35 protein-coding genes and 1 riboswitch are annotated in these 25,865 nt (G+C 40.3%); of the genes, 20 read left to right on the top strand and 15 right to left on the bottom strand.

Features of this window, described 5'->3' with window-relative positions; translation table 11 throughout:
• Positions 1–5 precede the first annotated feature (5 nt).
• Positions 6–98: riboswitch (TPP riboswitch) on the top strand.
• 69 nt (positions 99–167) lie between these two features.
• The 7 genes from thiM (at position 168) to DCK90_RS04975 (ending at position 5,804) form a co-directional block, all read left to right on the top strand.
• The gene (thiM, locus tag DCK90_RS05005; protein WP_108245087.1) at positions 168–971 is read left to right on the top strand and encodes a hydroxyethylthiazole kinase; all 804 of its coding nucleotides are present in this window, start codon (positions 168–170) and stop codon (positions 969–971) included.
• Positions 968–1,606, top strand: a complete 639-nt coding sequence (gene thiE / locus DCK90_RS05000; protein WP_108245086.1) for a thiamine phosphate synthase — start codon at positions 968–970, stop codon at positions 1,604–1,606. Before thiM ends, thiE begins: the two co-directional genes overlap by 4 nt.
• Positions 1,603–2,436, top strand: a complete 834-nt coding sequence (gene thiD, locus DCK90_RS04995) for a bifunctional hydroxymethylpyrimidine kinase/phosphomethylpyrimidine kinase (RefSeq protein ID WP_108245085.1) — start codon at positions 1,603–1,605, stop codon at positions 2,434–2,436. The genes thiE and thiD overlap by 4 nt, the downstream gene beginning before the upstream one ends.
• Positions 2,423–3,073, top strand: a complete 651-nt coding sequence (gene tenA / locus DCK90_RS04990; RefSeq protein ID WP_108245084.1) for a thiaminase II — start codon at positions 2,423–2,425, stop codon at positions 3,071–3,073. The genes thiD and tenA overlap by 14 nt, the downstream gene beginning before the upstream one ends.
• Positions 3,064–3,705, top strand: coding sequence for an HAD family hydrolase (locus tag DCK90_RS04985; protein WP_108245083.1), 642 nt, complete (start codon positions 3,064–3,066; stop codon positions 3,703–3,705). The genes tenA and DCK90_RS04985 overlap by 10 nt, the downstream gene beginning before the upstream one ends.
• 87 nt (positions 3,706–3,792) lie before the next feature.
• On the top strand, positions 3,793–4,710 hold the full coding sequence (locus DCK90_RS04980; RefSeq protein WP_108245082.1) for a ketopantoate reductase family protein: 918 nt from the start codon (positions 3,793–3,795) through the stop codon (positions 4,708–4,710).
• Positions 4,711–4,889: 179 nt separating this feature from the next.
• Entirely contained in the window at positions 4,890–5,804 is a 915-nt protein-coding gene (locus tag DCK90_RS04975) for a PAS domain S-box protein (protein WP_108245081.1), read from the top strand.
• Positions 5,805–5,885: 81 nt separating this feature from the next.
• Here DCK90_RS04975 and DCK90_RS04970 read toward each other — a convergent pair whose 3' ends face one another.
• From DCK90_RS04970 to DCK90_RS04920, 11 genes are all read right to left on the bottom strand, one after another.
• Entirely contained in the window at positions 5,886–7,235 is a 1,350-nt protein-coding gene (locus DCK90_RS04970) for a serine hydrolase domain-containing protein (RefSeq protein WP_234414639.1), read from the bottom strand.
• Positions 7,236–7,310: 75 nt separating this feature from the next.
• Positions 7,311–7,862 (bottom strand): NUDIX hydrolase, encoded by a 552-nt coding sequence (locus tag DCK90_RS04965; protein ID WP_159075763.1) that lies wholly within the window; start codon positions 7,860–7,862, stop codon positions 7,311–7,313.
• A 182-nt stretch (positions 7,863–8,044) separates the two neighbouring features.
• The gene (locus DCK90_RS04960) at positions 8,045–9,499 is read right to left on the bottom strand and encodes an amidohydrolase family protein (protein WP_108245079.1); all 1,455 of its coding nucleotides are present in this window, start codon (positions 9,497–9,499) and stop codon (positions 8,045–8,047) included.
• Between the two features lie 140 nt (positions 9,500–9,639).
• Positions 9,640–9,981 (bottom strand): hypothetical protein, encoded by a 342-nt coding sequence (locus tag DCK90_RS04955; RefSeq protein WP_108245078.1) that lies wholly within the window; start codon positions 9,979–9,981, stop codon positions 9,640–9,642.
• 19 nt (positions 9,982–10,000) lie between these two features.
• Positions 10,001–10,579 (bottom strand): RNA polymerase sigma factor, encoded by a 579-nt coding sequence (locus DCK90_RS04950; RefSeq protein WP_234414637.1) that lies wholly within the window; start codon positions 10,577–10,579, stop codon positions 10,001–10,003.
• Positions 10,563–10,898, bottom strand: a complete 336-nt coding sequence (locus tag DCK90_RS04945) for a hypothetical protein (protein ID WP_108245077.1) — start codon at positions 10,896–10,898, stop codon at positions 10,563–10,565. Before DCK90_RS04945 ends, DCK90_RS04950 begins: the two co-directional genes overlap by 17 nt.
• Before the next feature lie 70 nt (positions 10,899–10,968).
• On the bottom strand, positions 10,969–12,087 hold the full coding sequence (locus tag DCK90_RS04940) for a serine hydrolase domain-containing protein (protein ID WP_108245076.1): 1,119 nt from the start codon (positions 12,085–12,087) through the stop codon (positions 10,969–10,971).
• A gap of 264 nt (positions 12,088–12,351) precedes the next feature.
• A complete protein-coding gene (locus tag DCK90_RS04935; protein WP_234414635.1) occupies positions 12,352–12,954 on the bottom strand; it encodes a hypothetical protein in 603 nt (200 codons plus the stop codon).
• A 129-nt stretch (positions 12,955–13,083) separates the two neighbouring features.
• Positions 13,084–14,427 carry a serine hydrolase domain-containing protein gene (locus tag DCK90_RS04930; protein WP_234414633.1) on the bottom strand — a complete coding sequence of 448 codons (1,344 nt, stop codon included), beginning with the start codon at positions 14,425–14,427 and terminating at the stop codon, positions 13,084–13,086.
• A 94-nt stretch (positions 14,428–14,521) separates the two neighbouring features.
• Complete coding sequence (locus DCK90_RS04925; RefSeq protein ID WP_108245073.1) at positions 14,522–15,451, bottom strand: polysaccharide deacetylase family protein; 930 nt, start codon at positions 15,449–15,451, stop codon at positions 14,522–14,524.
• Positions 15,452–15,557: 106 nt separating this feature from the next.
• Entirely contained in the window at positions 15,558–16,289 is a 732-nt protein-coding gene (locus tag DCK90_RS04920) for a CPBP family intramembrane glutamic endopeptidase (protein ID WP_108245072.1), read from the bottom strand.
• A 418-nt stretch (positions 16,290–16,707) separates the two neighbouring features.
• On the opposite strand from DCK90_RS04920, the gene DCK90_RS04915 reads away from it, so the two are divergent.
• The 8 genes from DCK90_RS04915 (at position 16,708) to DCK90_RS04880 (ending at position 20,888) form a co-directional block, all read left to right on the top strand.
• Positions 16,708–17,142, top strand: a complete 435-nt coding sequence (locus DCK90_RS04915; protein ID WP_108245071.1) for an RrF2 family transcriptional regulator — start codon at positions 16,708–16,710, stop codon at positions 17,140–17,142.
• Positions 17,143–17,194: 52 nt separating this feature from the next.
• Positions 17,195–17,923: an iron-sulfur cluster repair di-iron protein gene (gene ric / locus DCK90_RS04910; protein WP_108245117.1), complete on the top strand. Its 729-nt coding sequence runs from the start codon at positions 17,195–17,197 to the stop codon at positions 17,921–17,923.
• A gap of 7 nt (positions 17,924–17,930) precedes the next feature.
• Positions 17,931–18,392 (top strand): hemerythrin domain-containing protein, encoded by a 462-nt coding sequence (locus DCK90_RS04905; RefSeq protein WP_108245070.1) that lies wholly within the window; start codon positions 17,931–17,933, stop codon positions 18,390–18,392.
• Positions 18,393–18,408: 16 nt separating this feature from the next.
• Positions 18,409–18,696, top strand: coding sequence for a hypothetical protein (locus DCK90_RS04900; RefSeq protein ID WP_229418533.1), 288 nt, complete (start codon positions 18,409–18,411; stop codon positions 18,694–18,696).
• A 238-nt stretch (positions 18,697–18,934) separates the two neighbouring features.
• Positions 18,935–19,318: a group III truncated hemoglobin gene (locus DCK90_RS04895; RefSeq protein ID WP_108245068.1), complete on the top strand. Its 384-nt coding sequence runs from the start codon at positions 18,935–18,937 to the stop codon at positions 19,316–19,318.
• A 6-nt stretch (positions 19,319–19,324) separates the two neighbouring features.
• On the top strand, positions 19,325–19,621 hold the full coding sequence (locus DCK90_RS04890) for a hypothetical protein (protein WP_108245067.1): 297 nt from the start codon (positions 19,325–19,327) through the stop codon (positions 19,619–19,621).
• Between the two features lie 428 nt (positions 19,622–20,049).
• On the top strand, positions 20,050–20,718 hold the full coding sequence (locus DCK90_RS17160) for a YqcI/YcgG family protein (RefSeq protein WP_159075762.1): 669 nt from the start codon (positions 20,050–20,052) through the stop codon (positions 20,716–20,718).
• Positions 20,694–20,888, top strand: coding sequence for a hypothetical protein (locus DCK90_RS04880; RefSeq protein ID WP_108245065.1), 195 nt, complete (start codon positions 20,694–20,696; stop codon positions 20,886–20,888). Before DCK90_RS17160 ends, DCK90_RS04880 begins: the two co-directional genes overlap by 25 nt.
• A gap of 82 nt (positions 20,889–20,970) precedes the next feature.
• Here the strand turns inward: DCK90_RS04880 and DCK90_RS04875 are convergent, their stop codons facing one another.
• The 4 genes from DCK90_RS04875 to DCK90_RS04860 form a co-directional block, all read right to left on the bottom strand.
• The gene (locus tag DCK90_RS04875; protein ID WP_234414632.1) at positions 20,971–21,336 is read right to left on the bottom strand and encodes a nuclear transport factor 2 family protein; all 366 of its coding nucleotides are present in this window, start codon (positions 21,334–21,336) and stop codon (positions 20,971–20,973) included.
• Between the two features lie 18 nt (positions 21,337–21,354).
• Complete coding sequence (locus tag DCK90_RS04870) at positions 21,355–22,230, bottom strand: alpha/beta fold hydrolase (protein WP_108245064.1); 876 nt, start codon at positions 22,228–22,230, stop codon at positions 21,355–21,357.
• Positions 22,231–22,242: 12 nt separating this feature from the next.
• The gene (locus DCK90_RS04865) at positions 22,243–22,800 is read right to left on the bottom strand and encodes a TetR/AcrR family transcriptional regulator (RefSeq protein ID WP_108245063.1); all 558 of its coding nucleotides are present in this window, start codon (positions 22,798–22,800) and stop codon (positions 22,243–22,245) included.
• Between the two features lie 174 nt (positions 22,801–22,974).
• Complete coding sequence (locus DCK90_RS04860) at positions 22,975–23,355, bottom strand: Fur family transcriptional regulator (RefSeq protein ID WP_108245062.1); 381 nt, start codon at positions 23,353–23,355, stop codon at positions 22,975–22,977.
• A gap of 130 nt (positions 23,356–23,485) precedes the next feature.
• Here DCK90_RS04860 and DCK90_RS04855 point away from each other — a divergent pair, with 130 nt between their 5' ends.
• The 5 genes from DCK90_RS04855 (at position 23,486) to DCK90_RS16950 (ending at position 25,835) form a co-directional block, all read left to right on the top strand.
• Positions 23,486–24,394 (top strand): NAD(P)/FAD-dependent oxidoreductase, encoded by a 909-nt coding sequence (locus DCK90_RS04855; RefSeq protein WP_108245061.1) that lies wholly within the window; start codon positions 23,486–23,488, stop codon positions 24,392–24,394.
• Between the two features lie 12 nt (positions 24,395–24,406).
• A complete protein-coding gene (locus DCK90_RS04850; RefSeq protein WP_108245060.1) occupies positions 24,407–24,649 on the top strand; it encodes a hypothetical protein in 243 nt (80 codons plus the stop codon).
• 13 nt (positions 24,650–24,662) lie between these two features.
• Positions 24,663–25,289: a class I SAM-dependent methyltransferase gene (locus DCK90_RS04845; RefSeq protein WP_108245059.1), complete on the top strand. Its 627-nt coding sequence runs from the start codon at positions 24,663–24,665 to the stop codon at positions 25,287–25,289.
• 25 nt (positions 25,290–25,314) lie between these two features.
• A complete protein-coding gene (locus DCK90_RS04840) occupies positions 25,315–25,599 on the top strand; it encodes a Rossmann-fold NAD(P)-binding domain-containing protein (protein ID WP_108245058.1) in 285 nt (94 codons plus the stop codon).
• 74 nt (positions 25,600–25,673) lie between these two features.
• Positions 25,674–25,835 (top strand): hypothetical protein, encoded by a 162-nt coding sequence (locus tag DCK90_RS16950; protein WP_159075761.1) that lies wholly within the window; start codon positions 25,674–25,676, stop codon positions 25,833–25,835.
• Positions 25,836–25,865 lie beyond the last annotated feature (30 nt).

Raw genomic sequence — 25,865 nt, 5'->3', positions numbered from 1 at the left:
CTTTGTAAAAGCTTTAGGGGTATTCTGAAAAGAATTGAGAGAGTCCCTTGGAACCTGATACGGCTCACACCGACGTAGGGAAAAGCGAAACAAGCATCACTTTCCGGTGATGTCACTTTCCTTTGTTTTCCGATTTCCACCTAAGGCCATTGTAATCTAAATCAATAATGGTAATGGAAAAAATTCTCTGGAAACACATCGAATCCGTAAGATCAAAATCTCCTTTGGTACATAATATCACCAACTATGTTGTGATGAACAATACGGCCAATGCCCTTTTGGCGGCAGGTGCATCCCCTATTATGGCCCATGCAAAATCCGAGGTACCCGATATGGTAGCCCTTGCCCATGCATCGGTCATCAATATTGGCACCTTGGATGAATATTGGTCTGAAACCATGCTTTTGGCTGCCGAGACCTCACATAAATTGGGCAAACCATGGGTATTGGACCCTGTTGGTGCCGGGGCTACCCCGTTCAGGGATAAAATTCTGCAACAACTGTTAGCGTTCAAACCAATCGTGGTCAAGGGCAATGCCTCTGAGATCATGGCATTGGCCCAAACCAACGAAGTGGCTACTAAAGGAGTGGACAGCACGGCCGACAGCAGCGAGGCAGTAAACGCTGCTATCGGATTGGCCATTCAACATGAAACTTTGGTATGCATTTCCGGTGAAACGGATATCATCGTAAACGGCACTCAAACTGTTTTTGTAAAAAACGGACATCCTTTAATGACCAAAGTGACGGGAATGGGTTGCACCGCATCCGCACTTATAGGGGCTTTTATGGGTGTTGTGGACGATAAAACCGAAGGCGTAACGGCAGCAATGGCTTTGCTGGGCATAGCAGGAGAACTATCGGCAGAACAGGCGGATGGACCCGGTAGTCTTCAGCTAAAACTCATAGACAAACTTCATAATCTTTCGGAAAAAGAGTTTTACGACCATATCAGAATATCAAAACAGTGAAGGTACATTCCCTATTCCCATACCGATTGTATTTGGTCATCTCGGAAGATACTTGCCGTGGAAAAGACATGTTGCAAGTAGCGGAACAGGCAATCCAAGGAGGTGTTGATATTATCCAATTGCGTGAGAAGCAATTATCTGAACCACTATTCTTGGAAAGGGCAAAACGATTAAAGGATATCACAGAAAAATATGGTGTGCCATTGATTATCAATGATAACCCAAAAGTGGCCAGCGTAGCTGGTGCTTCTGGCATTCATGTGGGCAATACGGATACCCGGCCCACGGTTTTGAGACAACGAGCCGGTTTTGAGGAAAAACTGATCGGATATTCAATAGAATATTTGAAACAACTGGAGAATGTGCAAACAATGGTATCGGACTATCTTGCGATTAGCCCTGTTTTTAGGACCGATACAAAAACGGACACCGTGACGGAATGGGGCCTAGAGGGTATATCAAAAATCCGACAATTGACAACAAAGCCACTGGTTGCCATCGGTAATATCCATATGGACAATACCAAGGCCGTTTTCCGAGCCGGGGCGGACTGCATAGCCGTAGTATCTGCCATATGCGGGGCGAACGACCCCATGAAGGCGGCTTATCAACTAAAAAATACCATAGAAAAATGAAGAAATATACTTATCCTTCAGTTTTGTCCATTGCCGGTTTTGATGGAAGCGGTGGAGCTGGTATCCAAGCAGATATCAAAACAATATCGGCTCTGGGCTGTTATGCCACGACAGTGCTAACGGCCCTGCCCGTTCAGAACACGCAAGGTGTACGGAACATCTATCCCATACCATTGGAAGCTGTTGAGGATCAAATCGAAGCGGTTATGGAGGATATAATGCCTGCTGCCATAAAAATAGGAATGGTACACACCCCGGAATTAGTGGAAAGCATAACGAGTACCTTAAAAAAATACGAAGCGGTACCCATAGTATTAGACCCGGTCATGGTGGCCACCAGTGGGCATCGGCTTATCGAAGAAGATTCAATAAATGCCCTGATAGAGCAATTGATCCCCATCGCAACGGTCATTACACCAAATATGGATGAAGCAGCCATCTTGGCCAATATGAACGTGAAGACATTGGAAGAAATGAGAATTGCCGGAAAACAAATCAAAGAACTGGGTTGCAACAGTATCCTCATGAAAGGAGGACATCAGGAAACGACAAATATTACCTCCTTGTTTTTCGACCCGAACAATCGGTGCCACTCCTTTGAAACGAAAAAAATCAGAACGAACAATACACATGGTTCTGGCTGTACCCTGTCTTCTGCAATTGCCTCCCTATTGGCACAGGGCAAAACCCTATTTGAATCCGTAGATGTTGCCCTAAGTTATGTACACAACGCCATTTACAGTGGAAAAAATGTACAGACCGGAAAAGGAAACGGCCCCTTGAACCACTTTTTCAACCCTCAAAAAATGATTAAAAATGAAATGGACTGAACAGGCTTGGAAAAAAATCGATGAAAAATATAGCGCTATACTAGACATGCCATTTGTCCAAGAGTTGGGAAACGGTACCTTGCCTAAAAACAAATTTCAATTTTATATGGCCCAAGATTCGCTTTATCTGGAGCATTTTGGAAGGGCACTTGCACTTATAGGCGCCAAATCCCATGATATTGGAGATGCATTGGCCTATCTCCGTTTTGCGGAAGGTGCCATAGTTGTTGAAAATGCGCTTCACGAATCCTATTTTCAGGATTTTGGCGTAACGGACAAGGGTAAAATACAACCAGCATGCCACCACTATACCCACTTTTTAAAAAGCACTGCGGCCTTTGAACCCGTAGAAGTGGCCATGGCCGCCACGCTACCTTGCTTTTGGATCTATAAAAAAGTAGGTGACCACATATACAAGGGACAACAAACCGTCAATAACCCTTACCAACGATGGATCGACACCTACGGTGGGGAGGAATTTTCAGATAGTGTACAACGTGCAATCATGATATGTGACCTTGCTGCAGAACGTGCCACTCCCGTAACAAGGGCCAGAATGACCGAAGCCTTTATCCATGCCTCACATTTGGAGTACCATTTCTGGGATGCAGCATATACTGGAAGAACATGGAACTGATATTAAAGGACAAAAAAGCGGTCATTTTTGATATGGACGGAGTGTTGGTGGAAAGTGAAGGTCTTTGGAAGCGTGCAGAGTTCGAGGTTTTTTCCTCACTTGGGGTCTCGGTGACAGAAGAAGAGAGCTTACTGACCCGGTCCATGACGACCAAGGAAGTCACCCGGTTCTGGTTCGAACGATTTTCTTGGCATGGGAAAACCCTACTTGAAGTGGAAGAGATGGTCATCCATAGGGTCATGGAATTGATTCGATACGAAGATTGTGTAATAAAGGGGATCAAGACCTTCATAAAACAGCTCAAAGCCCAACACTATAAAATTGGATTAGCGACCAATGCGCCGCAAAAAATCATTCCAACGGTACTGGAAAGGACCAAGACCACGGATTTTTTCGACATTGTTTCATCTGCCGATTTTGAAGAAAAGGGCAAGCCACATCCTGCCATATACCTAAAAACAGCGGAGAAATTGAAGGTAAGGCCCGAAGAGTGTGCCGTGATAGAAGATAGCGAGACCGGAATAAAGGCAGCAAAAAATGCTGGAATGACCGTTATTGCCTTTACTCAGGGAAACAAAAATGTATCTCTGGAATGGGCCGATCATAAGATTGATGATTTTAGTATCAGGTAGATTGATATAACAACCATATACGAGCATGGGACAGATAACCTATAGCCTTGCCGACCACTTAGTGGCAATTCTATAAAACGTACAAGTATGAAAGAAACAAAAATTCACATTGTTGGTTCGGGAGCCATAGGAAAGGCTCTGGCCGTTTTTTTACAACAAGAAAACAAAGAGGTGGTACTTGTAAGAGGTAGTGTGGACAACATACCCGACATGGAAGAAACCATTACCGTTATTGGAGAAAACAAAACATTTCAACAAAGGATAACCACAACAACCTTTAAGGGCCTACAAGCCATCAATGGGATTGTTTTGATTACCGTAAAAGCCTTCGCTAATACCGAAATCGCTAGAAAGCTAAAAGACAAAGAAGGGGATTTTTCCATCGTTCTCCTTCAAAATGGACTCCATGTGGAACGCCCTTTTGAAGAGTTCGACAAAATATATCGCTGCGTCCTGTTTTCCACCAGTCAGGTAACAGGTGACAATGAGGTTACCTTTAAATCGGTAATGCCATCACCCGTTGGAAACTTGGAAGGAAACAATGATGGCCTTCAGGATTTGGTGGAAAGGATCAATACCCAACACTTTAGCTTTCGAAGTGAAGCCAATATCACTCCATTGCTATGGACAAAGGTGATTGCCAATTGCGCTTTCAACTCTATCTGTCCATTGCTCGAAACCGATAATGGCATTTTTACCAGGAATGCAGATGCAAGAAGATTGGCAAGAACAGTCATTGAAGAATGTGTTGGTGTGGCACAAAAACAAGGCATTGCCCTTGACAAGGATGCTATAGAGAACAACCTGATGCAGATCAGTAAACGATCGGACGGCCAGTTAATTTCCACTTATGTGGACATCCTTCAAAACAGAAGGACAGAAATCGAAAGTTTAAACCTTGAAATCTCAAGAATGGCCGACGATATGGGTATCCCAGAAAAGGTAACGCTCACTAGATTGCTAGGGGTATTGATTCAATTAAAATCGACCATAAAAATAAAATAACTCAATTTTATGATATGTGAATTTGATAAGGAATGATACCGTTGCTTAAATTTTGATAATCAACCCCAACCATTGATCAAAACAAAATTACAATCATCATAGAATGATTATTTTTTATGATTTGGTGTACCATATTAGTTTTGTAGTATCCCCACAGTAAAAAGAAGCTAAATTTATAAATGAAAAAAGCAAAGGGTCAAGGTAAGGAGACCGAACGATTGTTGCAGTTATTGGAAGAGAAACAAAACCTCGATGGAGAGGCTTTGGCTCGACTTCTGGCCTTACAAAAACTGGACAAGTTGAAGCTGATCGCAGAAAATACCATTGATGTAGTTTGTTTACACCATCCCGCCGATGGACAATATCTATATGCAAGCCCTTCAACGGAACGTATCATGGGATATACACCGGACGATCTTAAGGGAAAGGTACCTTTTGACTTTATTCATCCTGAACAATATTCCAAACTACTGAAAAATGTTTCCAATTCTTCGGTAGGCTTCTCCTCCATGCCTGAAAAATTGGAACTTAAATTCAGGACAAAACACTTTGGTTATCAATGGTTCGAAGGATATACCAAGCCCATTTTTGACAAAAAGGGCAACGTGCTATTGGTATTGAGCTGTACCCGGAACATTCAGGACAGAAAACTGGCCGAATTAGAAAGAAAGGAAAAAGAGATAATCCAACAAAACCTCTTGCTATCCTCTATATTATTTGAGAAAAAGAAGCACATTATCAAAAAAATAGAACATCGGATATTGGAGGTTGAACCGAACACAAGAAAAGAATTAAGAAGCATCCTTTCCCATATCCAAGAAACCATGAACCTAGATGAAGATTGGGAAGATTTTATGATGCACTATAAAAAAGTACATCCCGATTTTTATTCTAAATTATCAACCCATTACCCTAATCTTTCCCAAAAGGATATGAAACACTTGGCCTTTATCAAAATAGGGATGACCTCATCGGATGTTTCCAGGATCATGATGATCAAGAAAGAAAGTTTGAGAGTGGTAAGAAACCGATTGAAAAAAAAATTAGGATTGAGCACCTCCGAAAATCTAATTACTTTTATACAGCATCTTTAGGTTAAACTATTCTTGAATTGAACCCGATGGCTGATTCCTACAGCCAACAAATTTTATCATTTTTATGAGGTAAATAGTTGGTTACTCTCGTGTAAGCACATAAGATTTTCCGCCTTGGGAAATCGCCATTTCTTCCTTATTGGGAAAGAATTTGAGCACAATGTCGGCTGGCTCATATTTAAACTCATCTTTTGCAGTGGCCTCCATCTTCATTTTGGCATCCCCTTTGGCCTGTACAACCAATTGGTTCCCAGATTTGGTGACCATCAATTTTACGGGAAAGGTGCTACTGGAGTAGACCCCCAAATAGGCGTTCAATTCCTTAGCCTTTGGATGATATACTCTAAAGTCCGGGATACTAAAGTGTCTTCCATAAAGGGCATTGACCATGGTTACGGTTATGGCATTCAAGTTGTGGTTCAACCCATTGGATAAAACTACAACACCATACCTATCATCCTTAAAATAGCGCAATGCCCCAATAAAACCATCAATCTCGCCATTATGACCATAACTGACATGATCATAATAGACTATCTTGAACAATCCCATCCCAAATTTATCCCGTATGTTCTTCATTTGTGACAAGCTCTCCTCGGCCAATAGGTTGCCCGAAAATAAGGCATCGGCAAAGACCAATAGGTCAGACGGGGTAGAAAAGATACCGCCCGCTCCCAATCCGATGGAAGTATTCGTTTCCACCATGAGTCTCCATTGACCATCATACCTGTAGGAACGGCTCTCCCTTTGCTCCTCATTTATAGTACCACCAAAATAAGTATGGGCAAGCCCCAATGGCTCGATCAGTTGCTCCCACAAAATAGCTGAATAGGACTGTCCATACACCTTTTCTAAAATGATAGAGAGCAAAACGTAATTGGAATTACTGTACGCCGCTTTAGTTCCCGGTTCAAAAACACTTCCACTTTCAGCAATGAGGTCGACCATTTCGGCCCGATCGATATAAGTGGTACGATACCTGAGATAGTTTTCCTTATCATCGGTAAAATTGAACACACCACTTCGATGGTTCAATAATTGGGCAATAGTAATCTTATCCGAATTACCAATGACAGGGAAATACCCTTCAATAGTATCATCCAAATCGATTAGACCTACCTCAACGGCCTTAAAAACGAGAACAGCGGTAAATACCTTGGAAATTGAACCGATTCCATAGCTTGTGTTTTCATCTGGTTTCTGCCCCAATTCCAAATTGGAATATCCCAACTGTTTATCATAAACAAGCTCTCCGTCTTTTAGAATGGCCACGCTGCCCATGAACTTGTCATTTCTTTCCAAAGTATTGAAATAGGCATCCAACCTATTTACATCCATATCTTGTGCAAAAGTTCCATTCGAGAACATTCCCAACAGCAACTTTGCACAAAGCATCATGATGATTTTAAATGATAACGTCTTACCAAACATTTAACAGAACTTTTTTAACGCCTTTTGATTTTTAAAAGTTATAGGCAGGTTACTACTGATTACCTGATCATTTTATTACATATTGGCCAACATATAAAAGTCCTCCGTAACACGGGAATTCATTTTACCGTTGGCTTTAAAAAGGGTAAATGATCCTCCCCATACCTTGTCAGGGTTATCTAAAATATGTTTGGTCATTTGCTTTAATGATGGAACCGTTGCGTCCAACTTGTCCAAGGCCTCTTCTATCGGCATCCAATACACTTCCTCATTTTCAGATGGCGACACCAAATTCCCGCTGACGTAATTAGCTACATAGAGTTGACGCATATCAGCTGTAGGTTTAAAATCATAGGTATAGGTAAATAAGCCCCTCAGACCTATGCCAGAAATTTGAATACCATAATTTTCCGTCATTTCATCCAGAACTTCTTGTATACTCTGCCGTTCTTTAAAATACACGGCTGGGGTCATCCACCCATAAGGGGTCTTTCGCATCAGAACCTTATCCCCATCCTTGATCACGGTCAAACGTATAATGGTTTGGTTTACTGGGTCAGGCACTTGGGCTCTGCAGTGAACAAATACTCCCAAAGCCATAAAAAACGTAATCAACATTGTTTTCATCGTCATTGTTTTGGTTATTTCCACATTATTCTTTTGTTTGATTTCTCACTTAATTATCCAGTTGATCTCCATTCAGGCATTTCCCTCTAAAAATCAATGCTTGGATATGCCTCGCTTCTCCAATGCTCCCTGCATCAAGTAATGGTATCACATCTAACTTCCAATCGGAACTTCCCACTTCATTACAAACCAAATTTACCTTGAAGGTCCCCGATCAGTTTATTGGAATCATAACCCAATCCGTTCTTGAATACGGTATTCACCTTATATATCGCAGATGGGTCATTGACCAAAGTTCCATCCAAAATGACAAAATCCGCATTTTTACCAACCGCTATTGAGCCAATATCACTTTTTCCAAGCGCTTTTGCACCATTATTGGTCATGACCTGAATCGCTTCCTCAGTGCTAAAACCGGCTTCTCTTAGCAACTCAAAATTCCGTTGATCCCCAAATCCAGGTACGATATGCCTGCCGGCATCCACTCCGCTGCACAATAGGCCACCCATTTCATGGAACTGTCGATCAAAAGCCATAATGCGCTGTAAACGTTTCTCGCGGGTCAGGTCACTTTTTAAATGTTGCGCCTCCTTGCTCCGCCTTTCATACTGATCGAGCAAATAAGGGGACATTACCGATTTGGCCCTATCATCCAAATAGATTCTGTTTGGCACACTTGCTTCATATATGGAAAGGGTGGATGTCAAAAATGTGCCCTTATCAATCATTTGTTGTTGTAAGCTCTTGACCTTTGGGTCATCTATATTTAATTCATCCATATACTCACGACCTCCTCCACAGACACCATAAGTCTTATTGGTCCTAAAATCACTGGCGCTGTTCAATCCATGTTCAATCCCGTCAATACCGTACCGGGTCGCTTCTTCAAAGGTTACGGAACATAAATGCCCCCTGACCTTGGCCCCATATCCGTGGGCCATATCAATAATCTCCTCAAGGTCCGCGGGTTTAACATTCCTATAAACCTTGATCCATTTGACATCCTTGTTCAACCAATACCCTAATGTATCCTTCAGATGTTTCAAATTTTTGGGTATGATCATGTTCGGGTTGCCACCAGGGCCATTTACAAAAGGTGCACTTGGAACTATATTGGGTCCTATTTTTTTCCCTTGCTCAATTTCATATGATAGCAAAAGCTCCTTTTCCGAATCGGTGGCTCCACAGGTTTGTATTGTTGTTACGCCAGCGGCCAAATACAATTTGGAAGCTATTTCCCCCACATCTGGGAAACCGGGGATATGAAGATGGTTGTGCATACCTACAAGACCTGGTATAATTGTCTTTCCCTGCATGTTCATGATCTTTGCTTCTGTAGGCACAACTACTTCATCATCATTTCCGATTACATGAAACTTTCCTGATTTGACTATAATTGTTTGTTTCTTCTTTGCTGGAGCTCCTGTACCATCAATAATGGTGGCATTACGTAGTACTATGGTCTTATAATTATGTTTTACGTATCTCAAAACACTGTCCGAATACACATTTCTTGTCAATTCCGACTGCATTTTCTTGAAACGATAAGGAGCGGAAGCATTTTTAGAATTTTGTTCAAAAAAAGAGAGGCCCGCCAAAACAAGGACAATACTTAGCAATATGATTTTCTTGGTCATACTTTAACAATCACTTTATACGTTAATTTTCCACATACCTTCTCCAACGAGTCTTTGCCAACATAGATCGACCAAAAAGGGGCAATACATAAACGATTCTTTTCTGGACAAATGGTTAAACAGTTCAAAACCATACCTTACTACTTTACCAATTGATTATAGGATTCCACCTTTTGTGAAAGTCGAAGCATATGGTTGATACCCATTATAAACAGAAATATAAGCCCGACCATCAACGGTGTCTTCCCAAGATGAATCCAGTTGAAAACGGTAAAAGAACTCATAGGCACCAGAAACAATATGTACAATATGGCCATTCCTCCCACTACAAAACCCCATATTGCTGGTCGGAGTGCTATTTGTATTGATGTGGGACGTTCCGCTTTCCGAGTTTCCAGCCTCTTCATCAAATCATCGGTGAATTCTTCTGAAGTCCTCACTTTACTTTTCAAAAGTATTTTTTTAAACGCTTTTTCTTCCATAGGTATTCGTTTTAATATGTCACAAAAGGTCTTTGACTTGATCTCCCAATAAATCTTCTAGAGCCTCTTCCATATGCCCCCTGCCCCTGTGCAGGTCCACTTTGATCTTGGAAATTCCAAATCCTGTAATTTCCTGGATTTCGGTGATCGTATGTCCACATAAATAATGGAGCCTGAGTACCAAGGCCTCATCGGGCCGTAATCGTTCCATGGCCATTACAATATATTTTTTTTGATCATCCTCACGAATTGTATCTGTTTCAGGACGCTCCTCAATGTTTGTGGTCTCTTGGTTAAAATGTTCTGTTTCACGATATTTTTTTTCCTTTTTCAAGGCATTATAGGCTGTATTGACCACAATGCGGTACAACCAACTGGAAAAGGCGGATTGATGCTTGAAACTACCGGCTTTCTCATATACCTTCACAAAGGCATCCTGAAGCACATCCTCAGCCTTGTCGCGGTCTTTCATGATGGAATGGGCCAAGGAAAGGGAAAGATCTTTGTACTTATTTACGAGATCCACAAAAGCCCCGTCATCCCCTTGCTTGACCCTATCAATCAATTTCGCATCTGTATTGTTATCCCTGATCGCCAAATTTGTTTCTTAAAAATTGGGCCAGAACCATCCCAACGGCACCAAAAATCAAAATAGTTCCCCATACCAAAAGGTCGGTGGTATTTTCATCCAAGTCGATCATACTGAACATGGAGGAAACCAAAAGGCCCAAGCCAATCCCCCCCAAAATACATCCCATATCAATGAACATTAATCGCTTCGATTTCGTCGGGATCGCCAGCCCGTTTTCAATCATGGCCTTTTTTACCAAATAAGTGTATCTCGCGATGATATATACGATTATCACCAATCCTGACATCAGGACCAGGGCCCCTAAGGCATCTTGAACATTTTCCATACTATTATTATTTTTTTTGTTTTATATCTTGTCTCAGAAAGTTACTAGTTTTTGCCATCCTGGGCATTTTTTAAAATTGTGGACCAAGGATTTCTGATAAACCTGAAACCACTTGTATCATTCTGGCACAGTTGGTAAATACTACCATTCCATACTTCTTTTCCGGAACGAACATTACGTAGGCCTGAAAATCATGATTGTTTCCGGTATGCATATGCATGGTCATTTCAGGGGTACGTTTTTGTGCAAAACCAAGTCCCCATCCGGTTTGACCAACTTCTTTACGCAATGGGTTATCCTCATCAAAATGGGTATGTTCTTTGAGCATCTCTTCAAAAGTCTCCTGTTTTAAGCCTTCTTTCTTCAACATGGCGATTACAAATTGGGCATATTCCTTAGCTTCACTATGCAAACTGGAGTAGGCACTAAAGACGCCATCTTCCCAATATCCTTCTGAAGGCACTCTGTGTTTGGGCGTTCCATCGTCTTCATCATGTCCGTACACCTTGTGCCCAGCAACATAATCGTCCCAAACAAAGGTGGAATGTGGCATACCTAAAGGTTCGGTTACCTTCTTTTGAAACAAATCGTTCAAACCTTCCTTCCAGCCCACTTCGTTTTGCATGCCAATAACTGCGGCCAAATATTGATAGGCCTCTCCGGAATACCCGAATCCGGTACCTGGCCTAAAGGCCAACTTCATTTTTTTGCCAGAGGCATGGTTGGGCATCCCTGTCTGATGTGCCAATACCATACGTGCCGTAATCAGCTTGGCATCCTCCTCAGATTCGGGAGCAAAACCCGGATGTGGCAGATATTCATGGAGCGGCCGGTCCAAATCAAGCTTGCCCTGCTCTACCATTTTTAAGGCGAAATAGGCAAAAATAGGTTTGGATAAGGAGGCTGCCTCGAATATACTCTCGCCATTCACGGGCTCGTTTGTTTCAATATTGGATACTCCCAAGGCACTGTGATAGACCAATTCATTGTTATTTATCACGGCAATTGACAAACTGGGGACACTATGCTGTTCCATGATCCTTTTGATACCCTCGGTAAGTTCAGAGGGCTCCACACTTTTGCCGTACATGGTATGGATTGTTTGCTGTTGGGCATATCCTATTGCCCCTGACAACAAGGTTGAGGTAAAAAGAAAAAAGTAAAATCGTTTTAAATTTACAGTAATCATTTCTATGGATTTTTAATTGATGATTCGTCTTTTTTTGTGAATTCACATCCATAGGACAAGACGACTTTTGAAATGGTTACAAATCCCCAAAAGAAATATGCTACAATTTGGGTCTGTCTTTCGTTTTGGTTATCGAAACGGAAACGTATTGTGCAAGCGGGCCATCATAATATGGGTGTATCCTAAATCCCTATCATTGATACGGTTCCTTTTTTCTTACATGCTTAAAGGATAATCGGAAAGATTAGGGGTTGTTTTAATTCTTTAGTGTCCAATGGTTTGTTTTACTCCGTTTTTATCAAAAATTTCGAAACGGGTATTATCAAATTCATCTACATAAATTTTAATCCGTTCATTTCCTTTTGAATCATAAATAAATAAACCGGTATTCTTGCTTTCCTCACGCCCCAAGAACATCCTGTACACGTTGATTTCGGAATCCAAGTATTTTTTAAATTTCAAATACTCTGTATCTTTTTCTGCCTTCGTCATTGATTTCGTCCGTTCCACAAACTGATTGTACAATTTTTCAACCCGTATGGAGTCGGACCGCTCCCTAAAAAACATACCATACCATCTTTTCCACTCACCATCAACTTGGTATTCGTCTTTCATGATGGCCATTATTTGGTCGTTTTTTTGTTGGTCAAAAGTAATACCGGCAAAATTCTCTTCATCAGCTCCATCGTAGTAAATACCTCCTACTTCATCCCCAACACGATTAAAAAATATGATACCGGGCAAATCCCTATTTGAACCTGGATTATGGGCAATACCATGCGTAGTGGCCAATGCCTGCTTTTCGGGGTTACTGATTGAAATGTAAAGGTTTTCCTCGGCATCGATTATGCTGAGTCTTTCTGCCATAATCTCTTTGAATGTTTCAACATTCTTGACCTGGCTATCATAAAATAAGAAGCAAATCAGGGCAATGAGTAGTGTAAGATTGATTATTGAAAGTTGTTTTTTCATTTTCTAATGTGATGATGTAGATACCTATTTTAATTGAACAGCGGGCAATATGTATTCGGTTAAGATCGAAAAGGGACGGTCTTCCATCTCGGGAAACAAATTATAATTGCCCCCGGTAAAAGTTATGGTCTTATCAATTTCAGGAATTATGATAAGAAACTGACCACCATTGCCCCAAGCTTCAATGGTCCTCATCCGTTTTCCGCCCACTTCACGTTCCAGCAATCTCCACAAATAACCATAGTCTGAATCTTTGGGCCAACTTCCCCTTATATGTGGTTTTATGGATTCATTTATCCAAGATTCCCCAATCAATTGTTCTCCGTTCCAAGTTCCTTTATTGAGTACCAATAATCCGAACTTGGCAAAATCAATGGGACGCATATAAAATGAGCCAGCCAAATATCCCCTATCAATGGGCGAAGTAAGCATTTGAAAGTCATGGATATCCATGGGCAACAATAGTTCCTTATAAATGAAAAGGGGAAGATAAGTGTCCACCGATTTTTGGATGACCCCTGTCAATAAATTACTGCCTCCGGAGGAGTATTCGAATACATCCCCTGGTTCATGTACCATGGGCAAATTCAATTTGTACCCCACCCAATCCTCATGTTCCCATTGCATCTTATCCTCATCCTTCAAAGAAGCTGATTGCAAGTTAGAATCCGGAGCTTCTGGAATGCTGTACCGATAGTTTTTATTGGGTAATTTTGGCAAATAACCCTCCAATTCATTGGTTTTGAGTTTTTTCAGCTCAATTTTTATTTTCCCCCTAGCATTGCCATAAGTAAGGGCTATATTCCTTTTCTCCGTATCGTAAACTGCAGAAATCCCGAACCGGTCGTTGGTTATCTTAAAGTCGATACGGTTCCCTTCTACCAAAACCTCATCAATCATGAAATGCAGCTTCCTATTCTCTTTATTGCTTTGAATATTGGCCTGTACATTGCCTGTTGAATCCTTATAAAATTCCAAATAGACGATATAGTCGGTATCGATTATTTCTGGTTTATGAATTTTAGCGCTCCATTGATTATCCTTATGCTCAAAACTGAGGCTTTGTGCCCAAAGATCATGGGTGAATACCCCATGCAAGTTGGTACTGTCACTGGACAAAAAACCTTCAAAACGAAGGCCTGAAGAATCCTTAAAACTAAAATTTCTTCCTTTTCCGGTAATTTGGCGCACAGTCTCCTTGCCTTTTTCATATAAATATGCCTCTGTAGGAGCAATTGCTGGTGAGAGTACCAATGAGTCATATTTTGATTCGGTTTGGAACAATAATCCGGACCACACCCCGATAAGTTCATCGGTTTCAAACTCAGCTGCTCCTTTAGGTGAGCAATAAATAAGCAATAGTGCCAAAAATGAAATCGTAATTAGTTTGATAGCCCTCTTGAAATTTTGTTGGTTTCGTGACATTGTTCTGAAAAATCAAGGTTTCAATCAGATTAAACTTCTATTTATCCAATATCTGTTGGTATAGACTCTGTATCTCAGTTAGTTCAGGTTCCTGTTTCATCCATTTTACCCGTTCGTCCTGTGTATCCATCCATCGGTACAGCCAACTGATGCCCCACTTTTTATAGTAATGGTCTTGCTGATCATAAATCGGATCCGTGAGCGATTCCTTAAAACTTACTATTTGGTAATCGTTCTGTTTTAGTCTTGTGATGATTTCCCCCAAATAATCGGTATTGATGGCATTATCGTGACATAGATAGATATGCTTTACGGAACGCCCGTATAAACCTTTTGCCATTTCATCAAAAAAACCAACCAATGCCAAGGTCTTTTCCACATATTGCTCTCCAATTGCTTTGGCTTCTTCATCTTCGCCATTGTCCAGATAATGTTGGTAAACGTAATCGAACATCCAATCGGAACTTTCTACGGTAAAGGGGGCTATCCTATAGTTTTCCGATTGTAAATATTCCCTAATCTGCATATGCTGAACCGTATCTTTGCCCATATCGTTAAAAGGGAACCTAAAATAAGTTAGGTCTTTACCATATTTTGCCCCATATTGTTTGGTCAAGGTTTCTCCTTTTTCCACATCCTGGATAAAAGTGTTCAGGCCAACATCCGAATACCTTGGGTGACTGTAGGTATGATTGCCAATCAGTGCATTATCGCTTTTGACCCATGACTCCAGTAGTGACTTGTTCAGGTTTATCGAATCTGTCTTGAGTATTTTATCCTCATTGATGAAAATGGTAAAAGGAATATCCAAGGAGTCCAACAATTTCAACAACATTGGGCTATAACCATCTTTTTGATACTTCGCGGTATTGGGGACATCATCCATGGTTATGGAAATTGACTTTTGTTGTCCGAAACACATAAGTCCGCTGAAGACCAAAAAAAACAGTTGAAGCTTAAATTGCATATTTTGTAAAATTGAAGTGTGTTTTACTTTTACCAAAAGAGTATTCTATCTCTTTTTTGTTACATTGTTTGTTTTTATCCACAGTATTAAGTTCCTATCTACCTCATTAGTGAAAATAAATAGAATAGGTTAAAATAATGGCTGATGCATTGTAGACGCCATGGGCCACTATGGAAGCCGTAAGGCGCTTCGTCCAAATAAACAAAATTGTATATAGTATGGTGGGCACCAAAATATCGAACCAATCCAACGTGTTAGAAGGTAAATGTCCCAATGCAAAAAGTAAAATGGACAAAACTGCAGAAAACCATAGTCCCGTTTTGGGGTTCTTGAAGGTTTCCTTCAGCACATTGATAAAATAGCCTCGGTTAAAAAGTTCTTCAGTAATACCGCCACCGATTACGCCCAACGCCATAAAAGATAAAGTTCCCACCAAAGTGCCATCATACATTTCTAGCATTCCCTTGATATCCGGACGGTTTGTTCCACCCGTGTTGGGAATAATTAAAACAAATTGAAGAATGCTCCATAAACCTCCAAAAAAAATACCCAAAAGAATATCCTTTCCAAGATTATCAAATCGAAGGCCAATATCTCTAAACTTTTTCTTCAGAATTTTGAGGGAAAAGTACAGTAAGGCCGTCACCGTTATAAATTGAAAGAGACCAATGAACAATAAGTTTACTCCGATTTTTCCTCCGTTTAATTTGGTAACCCCAAAAAATACATCCGGGATGATAAAAAGCAGATACCCCAATATAATGGTGACTATAAATACCATTACTTTTTTTGTTTTTCCCGCTTCGTCTCTATGAGCTTGTCCATCCAGTTCTCTCATACCATGTTGTTTTTTTACTTATTATTCAGGCCTTGATTGATTATACAGACCGTTACTACAACTCGTGGAAAGTCTGGAAATGGTAGACACCACAGCTTAGGTCAAAAATAGAATTCCAAGCTAAGATTGACTTATCATTCGTTAACAAACCGTTATCATTCTTGAAAAAATATTTAAAATAACGAAAGGCTATTGGATGAGGTGAAAGCCTAGTAGGCATCAAATAGGCATAAGTAATTTGTTATAAGAAGGGTTTTAAAATTATTAAAAGCGCTCATCTCCCGTCAAACCCGTTTATCCTTACTTCTCTTGGTTTTATTTGTACCCATGAAAATAAAGATTCACCTTAAAAATAATAAAGGATATTTTTGTCCTTTTTATTTTTATCTTATCTTTGTGGAGATATTAACACCTTATAATGTTTTCCAAAGCCTGTGAATATGGTATACGTGCAGCGGTTTATATTGCGCTGCAATCCTTGGATGGTAGACGCGTCAGTGTTACTGAAATAGCTGGTGAGATAGACTCGCCAATCGCCTTTACTGCCAAAATATTGCAACAACTTACCCGGAACAACATCGTCCATTCCGTAAAAGGGCCTACGGGCGGATTTGAGATTGAAAGAAAAGATATGGACAAGGTCAACTTGAGTATGATCGTCAAGGCCATTGACGGAGATAATATTTACGTTGGCTGTGGTCTGGGCCTCAAGGAATGTAATGCCGACAAACCCTGCCCCCTCCACGATAAGTTCGTGGATATCCGAAGTAATCTAAGGACCATGTTGAAAAGCACAAGTCTGTACGAACTGGCCACAGGGCTGGAAGTGGGATTGACCTATTTGAAAAGATAAAAAAATTTACCTTAATAAAGGACAATTTTATCCTATTTAAAAATCTTGTATGATGAACAACACCATGGAAAAAACAATTGGACAATTGGTAGCTGAGGACTACCGGATAGCGCAAGTATTCAAGGCGCACAACATCGACTTTTGTTGTAAAGGAAACCGTACCCTGACCGAAATAATTACCAAGAAAGGATTGGATTTGGAGATACTATTAGAAGAACTTGCATCGGTCCGATCGAAAGATTTGGATGACCAACCGGATTTCAAGACCTGGCCATTGGACCTTTTGGTAGACTATATTGAAAAAAAACATCATCGTTATGTAGAAAAGCAAATCCCGGTACTGCAACAATATCTGAACAAGCTTTGTAAGGTTCATGGTGGGCGCCATCCTGAACTGTTCCATATCCTGAAAGAATTCAATACATCGGCGGGCGAACTGGCCATGCACATGAAGAAAGAGGAATTGGTCCTGTTTCCTTGGATCCGTAAAATGGTGAATGCGCCAACGGGGACCGATACTTTAGAGATTCCCAATTTTGGGACAGTTAAGAACCCCATTCAAATGATGATGCAGGAACATGATAATGAGGGAGACCGCTTCCGTAAAATCTCGGAATTGAGCGATACCTACACACCTCCCACAGATGCCTGTAATACCTATCGGGTGGCATTTTCCCTATTACAGGAATTTGAAGAGGATCTCCATCGACACATCCATCTGGAGAATAACATCCTGTTTCCAAAGTCCGAACAGCTTGAAAAAAGTTTGTTGAACAACTAATCTTTTTATGGACCGCCCACCTATCAAACGCCACAGAGCCCTTCAGGGAGTAAGCCGTGAGCACCATCACGGTTTGCTCCTCTGTTGGAAAATCAGAGCGGGACTGTCAAAAAATATTTCCTTGGAACGTATCAAGTTGTATATGGATTGGTTTTATGCAACCCATCTGGTCCCACATTTCGAACTTGAGGAAACGCACATCTTCCCCATAGTGGGAAACGATCATCCGTGGGTAAAAAAGGTACTTTCAGATCACAGAAGGCTAATCCGATTGTTTACTGAGAAGAAAGCAGCCCTTGAGACCTTGGGCCAAATCGAGGAAACACTGGAAGAGTATATACGTTTCGAGGAAAGACAGCTTTTCAACCATATTCAACAAGTCGCCACGGACACCCAAATGAACATCATAATAAAAAAGCATAACGATGAAAAATTCAATGACAATACCAACGATCCATTCTGGGAATAAATACAGAACTAACGCAATGAAAAAACTGTACTACAGAGCGTACAACGAATTTAAAAAAAGCCAATTGGGCTATTCCACCATTGCCATTATCGGTCAGAGCTGTGTCGGTTCAGTAGCAGCCATGGTCCTCTTAATGGGGTCCATGGACATGGTTCTTAAAATGGTTCTGCTCTTTTTGGTGACCATATTTTGTATGGCATTCAACGGTGCGGTACTGGCCCAATTAAAACCCTTGACCACTTTTAATTTTTTGATTCTGAGTCTTATGTTCAATACCACGGTAATCCTGTTCCATATATGGTAAGGCCATTGTTGTTGATGAACTTCCCGGATACCCGATTACCACATCGTCCAAAGCTAGATTATGGGACTCTCCTTACCCTCTCCTTTTTCCGTTCTGATGGTTGGTTTCATAAACTCGTCTTATTTCGGATAAATTTATCCTGATTATGTCGATTCTTCATAACTTTGGCCACTATCCACCAATATTGTTTGGGACACAGACAAAAGCTAAACAATAGAATACTACTACCATAAAACAAATGAAAGCAATAAAAGATATTGAAAGCTTGGAGGACATTAAACAATTGGTTGACTGTTTTTATGGAAAGGTCCGTCAAGATGATTTATTGGCCGACATATTCAATAAGGTTATAGGCAACCATTGGCCCACCCACTTGGAAAAAATGTACCGTTTCTGGCAAACGGTGCTTTTGGAGGAGCATACCTATAATGGAAGTCCCTTCGCGCCTCATGTTCAACTACCGGTGCAAGCCGAACATTTTAATCGTTGGAAATTACTTTTTTTTGAAACCGTTGATGAAAACTTTGCCGGGGAGAAAGCCGAAGAAGCAAAATTCAGGGCCACAAAAATGGCTGAGATGTTCCAACTAAAAATCGAATACTTTCAAAACAAAAATGAATAGAATTTCATGACCGTCACTCTTTCGGAAATATTCGTCAAAAAGTCCGGTATATCCCTATACTCTAGGGATGAACTAGCTTCCCTGACCATCAAAAAAGAGTTTATAAAACGGGTGGCACAATACTATGACATTCCTTATGTGGTGGACGGCACAAAGGAGAACAATCTATGTTACGCCAATAGCAGTGCCATCAGGTTTGTGTACAAATCCTCCTTCTCAGAAAAGGATATTGTATCCTATCTATTGTCTTCCTTGAAACAGGAGACCTTCGATATCAATTCTGCCGTAGCGACCTTTACTTGACCCTACCTCCTGTGGTTCAATTTGTGAAATATGACAAAAAAGCCAATTCTAATGGCTGGTTTAACCCTTTATGCTGTGTAGACCCCTCCCATTTACCGAACCGTTGTTTAAATGAAATGGGCTGTTTTATCATTGTATGTTGATTATCCGGTTAATCAACTTGTATTTTTTTTTTGAATCATCTATTATTCATTTTAATTGTAAGTACAAATCCAAGAATGATAAAGGGATATGGACTATTTTTTGTTCTTATAATTTCAATATCCATCCATAGCACACTGTACATTGGTGCCTACAACAGAGTTAATTTACCCATATCAATTATCATAGTATAGCAGACTCCTTTTATGGAAACAATATAAATCCTATAATTTAAGAAGAATGAATTTAATTTTAGTTTGGCCGAGAAGGCATTTTATATATTGGGAATGCACCCAAAAAGTTCCCGAATGGCACGGCAGGCACCATTTCCCACTCTTGTCTTCAATTTACATTGGCAGTTTGAAAAACTGCGTGAGTTGGGTACTTACAAACGAGTTCGAAATGCTATACGAAAGAGAGATAAACCCCTCGGACAAAACGCTTCCATTGATTCAACAAAAAACAATACCTCCAATGCATTCAATTACAAATCGCTTATCATCTCATCTGCTTTAATCGGATATGGAGTTATTGGACAAGAGAGTCTTACTTTAAAGGATATTGATTACAGAACAAAAAATGAATTTAGGGAGAATGATGATAAGAAATTCAATATAGACGATTTCTCTCAGTACAGTCCGTTTGTATCTGTATATGTCTTAAATGCTATGGGCATACAAGGAAAACATATTATTAAGGATCGGACCATTGTTTTGGGAACGGCATATCTCCTTATGGGAGGATCTGTAAACATCCTAAAAAAACCACAAAGGTCACTAGACCGGATGGCTCCTCCTCTACCTCCTTTCCCTCAGGGCATACCGCTACGGCTTTTATGGGTGCCGAATTTTTGTATCAAGAATATAAGGACATATCGGTTTAGTACGGAGTTGCCGGCTATGTGGTTGCTTTGGGCACAGGTTTGTTCAGATTGCACAACGAAAAACATTGGTTGACCGATATTGCCACAGGTGCGGGAATCGGAATCCTAAGTACTAAAATTGCGTATTGGTTTCATCCAATGATCAAGAAAACAATTTTCAAGGACAAGGAAAAAACATCAGGAATAGTGATGCCCTTTTACAATGGAAGGGAATATGGATTGGGGTTAACGTCGAGATTCTGAAGTATGTGAAGGCATAGTGTAAAATTGGTCAATTTGTACTTGTAGCAAGTACTGTTAATTTACTCCTCTTTCATTATCCTCTTTATAAGTTCAATTTCTCGTACTCGATTACAAAAGCTTTTAGTTCGGCCATTTTTCCATCACGAAACCGCCATACATCACAATAAGAGAATATAGTTCTATCTCCGTTTTCGGTCATCACAGCAATTTTACCGATTGCCGTAAGGTAATCGTTCTCGGCAATCAAATTTTCAACCTCATTTTGTGGTGGTTCTATATATTCGTTGTACATCCATTTTCGGACCGCTTCCTTTCCATTTAGCATCTGGTCACCTACAAATATCCATTTGGTATCATCGGTGCAGTATTGAAGAAATTCTTCATAATCCCCTTTGGAAACAGCTTCATTTGCTTTCTGTAGAATTATTTTATTTGCTTCAGTCATCATAGTATTGATTATGTAAGTCTAATTCAAGAAATCCGAGATTGCACTTGCAATTTGTTCGGGGCTCTCCTCTTGAAGAAAATGACCGCAATCCTTAATCTCCATTATTTCATGTTCATGAGCATTATTGGACAGAAAATTATCCAGAATGTCATAATTAGCGGATGATACAATTCCCATTGTTGAATTTTTAATTTTAGGAGAGGTCTTCTGTTCCGCAATATCTTGACCAAAGGTTTGGTACCAGGCATTGGCCGCTCTTATATTTTCATTATGGTTATAGTGTTGAAGATAGACGGAGCGGTCAAAATCACTGATGCCCTTTTTATTGATGAGTAACTTATCAAACAGATGGTCCAACAACAACCCAAAACGTCCTTCCAGTAGCTGAGCAGGGAGGTCATTCAACTGATTAAAAGCCACCCACCAAGGGTACACGGGAGTCCCAACGGGCAACATGGGAAGCCGATACATATTTTCATCAGGGGGAGGTGTATCCAGAAGAATCAGTTTATCAATGTTTTCCGGATGATTGACGGCAAACGAATAGGCCACATTGGCTCCAATGTCATGTCCTGCCATATGTACCCTATCATATCCTAAAGCAGCTACTAATTCCACGATATCATCGGCCATGTTCTTCTTGGAATATCCTCCCTCAGGTTTGTCACTATCGCCCATCCCACGCAGGTCGACCGCAATTACAGTATACTTTTCGGCCAATAAAGGCATTATTTTATGGTATGACCACCAGGTCTGGGGCCAACCTGGTAAGAGTAGTAAGGGTTCTCCGCTTCCTCCCATGACATAGTGGATGTGTATGCCATTGACTTTTTGCAAGTGACTGGAAAAACCTGACAGTTGTTTTATAAGACTCTCTGTTGTGTATGGATTCATATTAATATGGTTTTATTCCTTTAATCCGATGGCTCCCTTAAAGGAGGTCCAAGCAAAATTTCTACTATCGTTCTTGGCGACATCCCCGGATTCGACGGCATAGACTGCAGTCTCAATGATGGAGCCGAACAAATTAAAAATCCAAGGGATGGTCAGTTCCGTGTTGATGCGTTCAGCCTTTTGAAGTTCTTTGATAAGGTTCAACCAATTTGATTTGACATCATCGGATTCAAATTCCTTTTTTCTTTCCAAATCGGAGAAGTTACTGCGTTCGTATATTCTTTTAACGAATGCATAACTGGCCCCTTGCTCAATAGCCGCAAAAAGCATGTTCCTTATTTTTTTAATCGGGTCAGAATCACTTTCATAGGCTAATGTCATAGCCTTGTTACAACTGACCAACATCTCGTTTTTGCAGGATTCGATCAAATCCTCACGATTTTCAAAATAGCGATGCAGTGTTCTACGGGAAACCCCAGCTTCTTCAGCAACCTTTTCCAAAGTATCCGACGGGTTGTTCCTAAAACACTTCACTGCGGCAGCTATAATTTTAGTTCGAGTGTTTATCATGACCCAAATTCATGAAATATGTCTCAAATATGTGACATTTTATTAAATTTATTAATAGTTTGATGTATCCCACTACTGAAAACATCTTTCGGTAATTTAAACGCCATTTACTAGGTTCTAAGAGATTGATGCAGGGAAGAATAGCAGAATGCCATACTAAAAAGGAAGGTGCTCTTAAGAACAGTTGTTACAAAAACCGGAAATCACAAGATTATGAACTTTGGCAACATAGCCTTCAGGTAGCGGGACGGCCAAATCCCTTTCCAAACACTCGACCTTACCGCATTGCAAACATCTGAAGTGAATATGATTATGGGAGTGTACTTTCTTTTTCTCTCCACAATTGTGGCAAATTGCAAAATATTGTTTTCCATCATCCCCAATGATCTTGTGCACTTTTCCATCCTCACAGAACCTATTTAGTACTCTGTAAATGGTGGCCCTGTCTATATCGGAACCAATATTTTCCTGTATCATATCGTGGCTTAGTGCATTTCCCGACGATTTGAGAACTTCAAAAACCTCCGCTGTTGAGTGTGTATTTCTACGCTTCATATTTTTATTGCGACTATGTTGCAATATTACAAAAACAATACTACATTTGAAAAATTAATATTGCGACTGTGTTGCAATAATATTTAATGAATGGAAGGTAAATCCATTAGGCTCACTAAATAAAATTAAGATGAAGGATACGAACAATTTTGATACAATTATAGTTGGTGGGAGCTATGCAGGTCTTTCAGCTGCAATGGCTTTGGGACGTTCCTTGCGCCATGTTCTACTAATTGACAGCGGTATGCCTTGCAATGAACGCACACCACATTCACACAACTTTTTAACACAGGACGGAAAAACACCAAAAGAGATTTCAATGCTTGCCAAGCATCAAGTTGAAAAATATGGTACAGTTAAATTTTATAATGGGATTGCCAGTAGTGGGAGGAAAAGTGAAAATGGCTTTGAAATCACAACAAACGCAGGAGATAAATTCAATGCCAAAAAATTGATTTTTGCAACAGGGATAAAAGACATGATACCGGACATACCAGGATTTGCAGCATGTTGGGGTATTTCTATTATCCATTGCCCTTATTGCCATGGTTATGAATACCGCAACCAAAACACGGCCATTATTGCAAACGGGGCAAAAGCATTCCACCTTGCTTCATTGGTCAAAAATCTAACAGACAACATTACGATTTTGACCACGGAAGGGGCTGACTTTAATTCAGAACAACTTGATAAACTAAACACGCACGGTATAAAAATCATAGAAACGAAAATTTCCGAATTTGAACACAAAAATGGACACCTACGAAATATAGTTTTTGACGACACCACTAAAATATCTTCTGATGCTGCATATGCTGTAGTTCCTTTTAAACAACATTCAGATATGCCGGTTTCCCTTGGTTGTGAACTTACCGAACAAGGCTATATAAAAGTTGATGATTTCCAAAAAACTACCGTACCGGGTATCTATGCCTGCGGTGATAATTCAAATATGATGCGTTCCATTGCCAATGCCGTTTATAGTGGTAATGTAACTGGAGCAGTAGTGAATAGGGAGCTAACAAGTGAACAATTTTAATCCAATGACCCAATGATCGAGGTATTTATAACTGATATTCCAAACAAAACTCAGGCAGATAGGGTTTCAAGTAGAATCCTATTAGAAAATACTGATTTAAAAGTCAACTTTGACTTTAATGAGACAGAGGTAGCATTTCCTTGTGGACATACAATTTTAAGAATGGAAGATGTAGTCAATTCCGATAAAATTATAGCAATCGTAAAGGAATCAGGTTTTAAATGTGAAGTTTTGGAAGACAAAATTTGCAAATAATCTAAGGGTAACTTTGACAGAATTTTGGGAATCAAGCTTTCGGGACAAGCAAGAAATGTGGGGATGGAAACCTGCGGATTCAGCTATTGAAACGTTGGAATTATTTAAGAAAAACGGTTTGAATAAAATCTTGGTACCGGGGTTTGGTTACGGAAGAAATGCCAAGGTTTTTATTGACAATGGATTCGAGGTAATTGGAATTGAGATTTCCGAAACAGCAATTGCCATGGCAAAAGAGCATTTGGGAGAACGTATAAAAATACATCATGGATCTACCAGTTCAATGCCATTTGATCAAGAAGTGTATGATGGAATATTCAGCTATTCTTTGATCCATTTATTGAGCCCCAAAGAACGAACCAAGTTGATAAAGGATTGCTATAACCAACTGAGGCCTGGGGGCTATATGGTTTTTGTATCCATCTCGAAAAAGGATTTTAGATATGGTGAAGGGGAAGAAATGGGCAAAGACACATTCAAAAAGGATTATGGTGTCACCCTGTTTTTTTATGATTCAGAATCAATTCGATTGGATTTTGGCCATTATGGCCTAGTGGAGGCCAAGGAAATTAGGGAGCCCATAAAGAATTCGGGGAACAAACCCTCGCAACGGTTTTGGTATATTATCTGTAAAAAGTGAGCGCAAAAAAGATTCGGGACGGATTATGCCCGAAGTCACGGAATCCGACCTTTTTACGGAACAAGTGCTCAAATCCTCAGGGCTCGATTATACTATCTTGTACCATCAGCCTTTTGCTGACCTTTTATCGTTTTACTATGGTCCCAATCCTTTTGAAACTGGAATAAACCTTCCGGCAAACAGTGGAAATATGGTACCAGCGACAAGGGATGAATTGACAGAAGCCCACGCCGAAATACTTTCGACACCTAGACATGAAAATAAAACCTATTCATTAGGTAATCTCATGCCATTTCGTTTTCCGACATAGCAAAAATCCTATCGGAAATCAATGGACAACAAGTTCCATTTACCACTATTTATGCCCAGAAATATATTGATGGGATGGTTGCCAAAAGCGTTGCCCGTCACGTGGCCGAATTTATAAAAGGTTGGGTATTGGCTATCGAAGGAGGTGAATTCGAACATCAATCAGGTGACTTGGAGCGGTTATTGGGTAGAAAAACAAAAACTTTCAGAGAACTCATGGAACCAACCCTAGTATAGATCTGTACAATAGGCATGTAAGCATTACAA

Origin of the sequence: Muricauda brasiliensis, from assembly GCF_003057865.1 — a bacterium.
GTDB classification, from domain to species: domain Bacteria; phylum Bacteroidota; class Bacteroidia; order Flavobacteriales; family Flavobacteriaceae; genus Flagellimonas; species Flagellimonas chongwuensis.
Note: the sequence above shows the minus strand (reverse complement) of the source record. Positions and strands in the feature narration are given on the sequence as shown.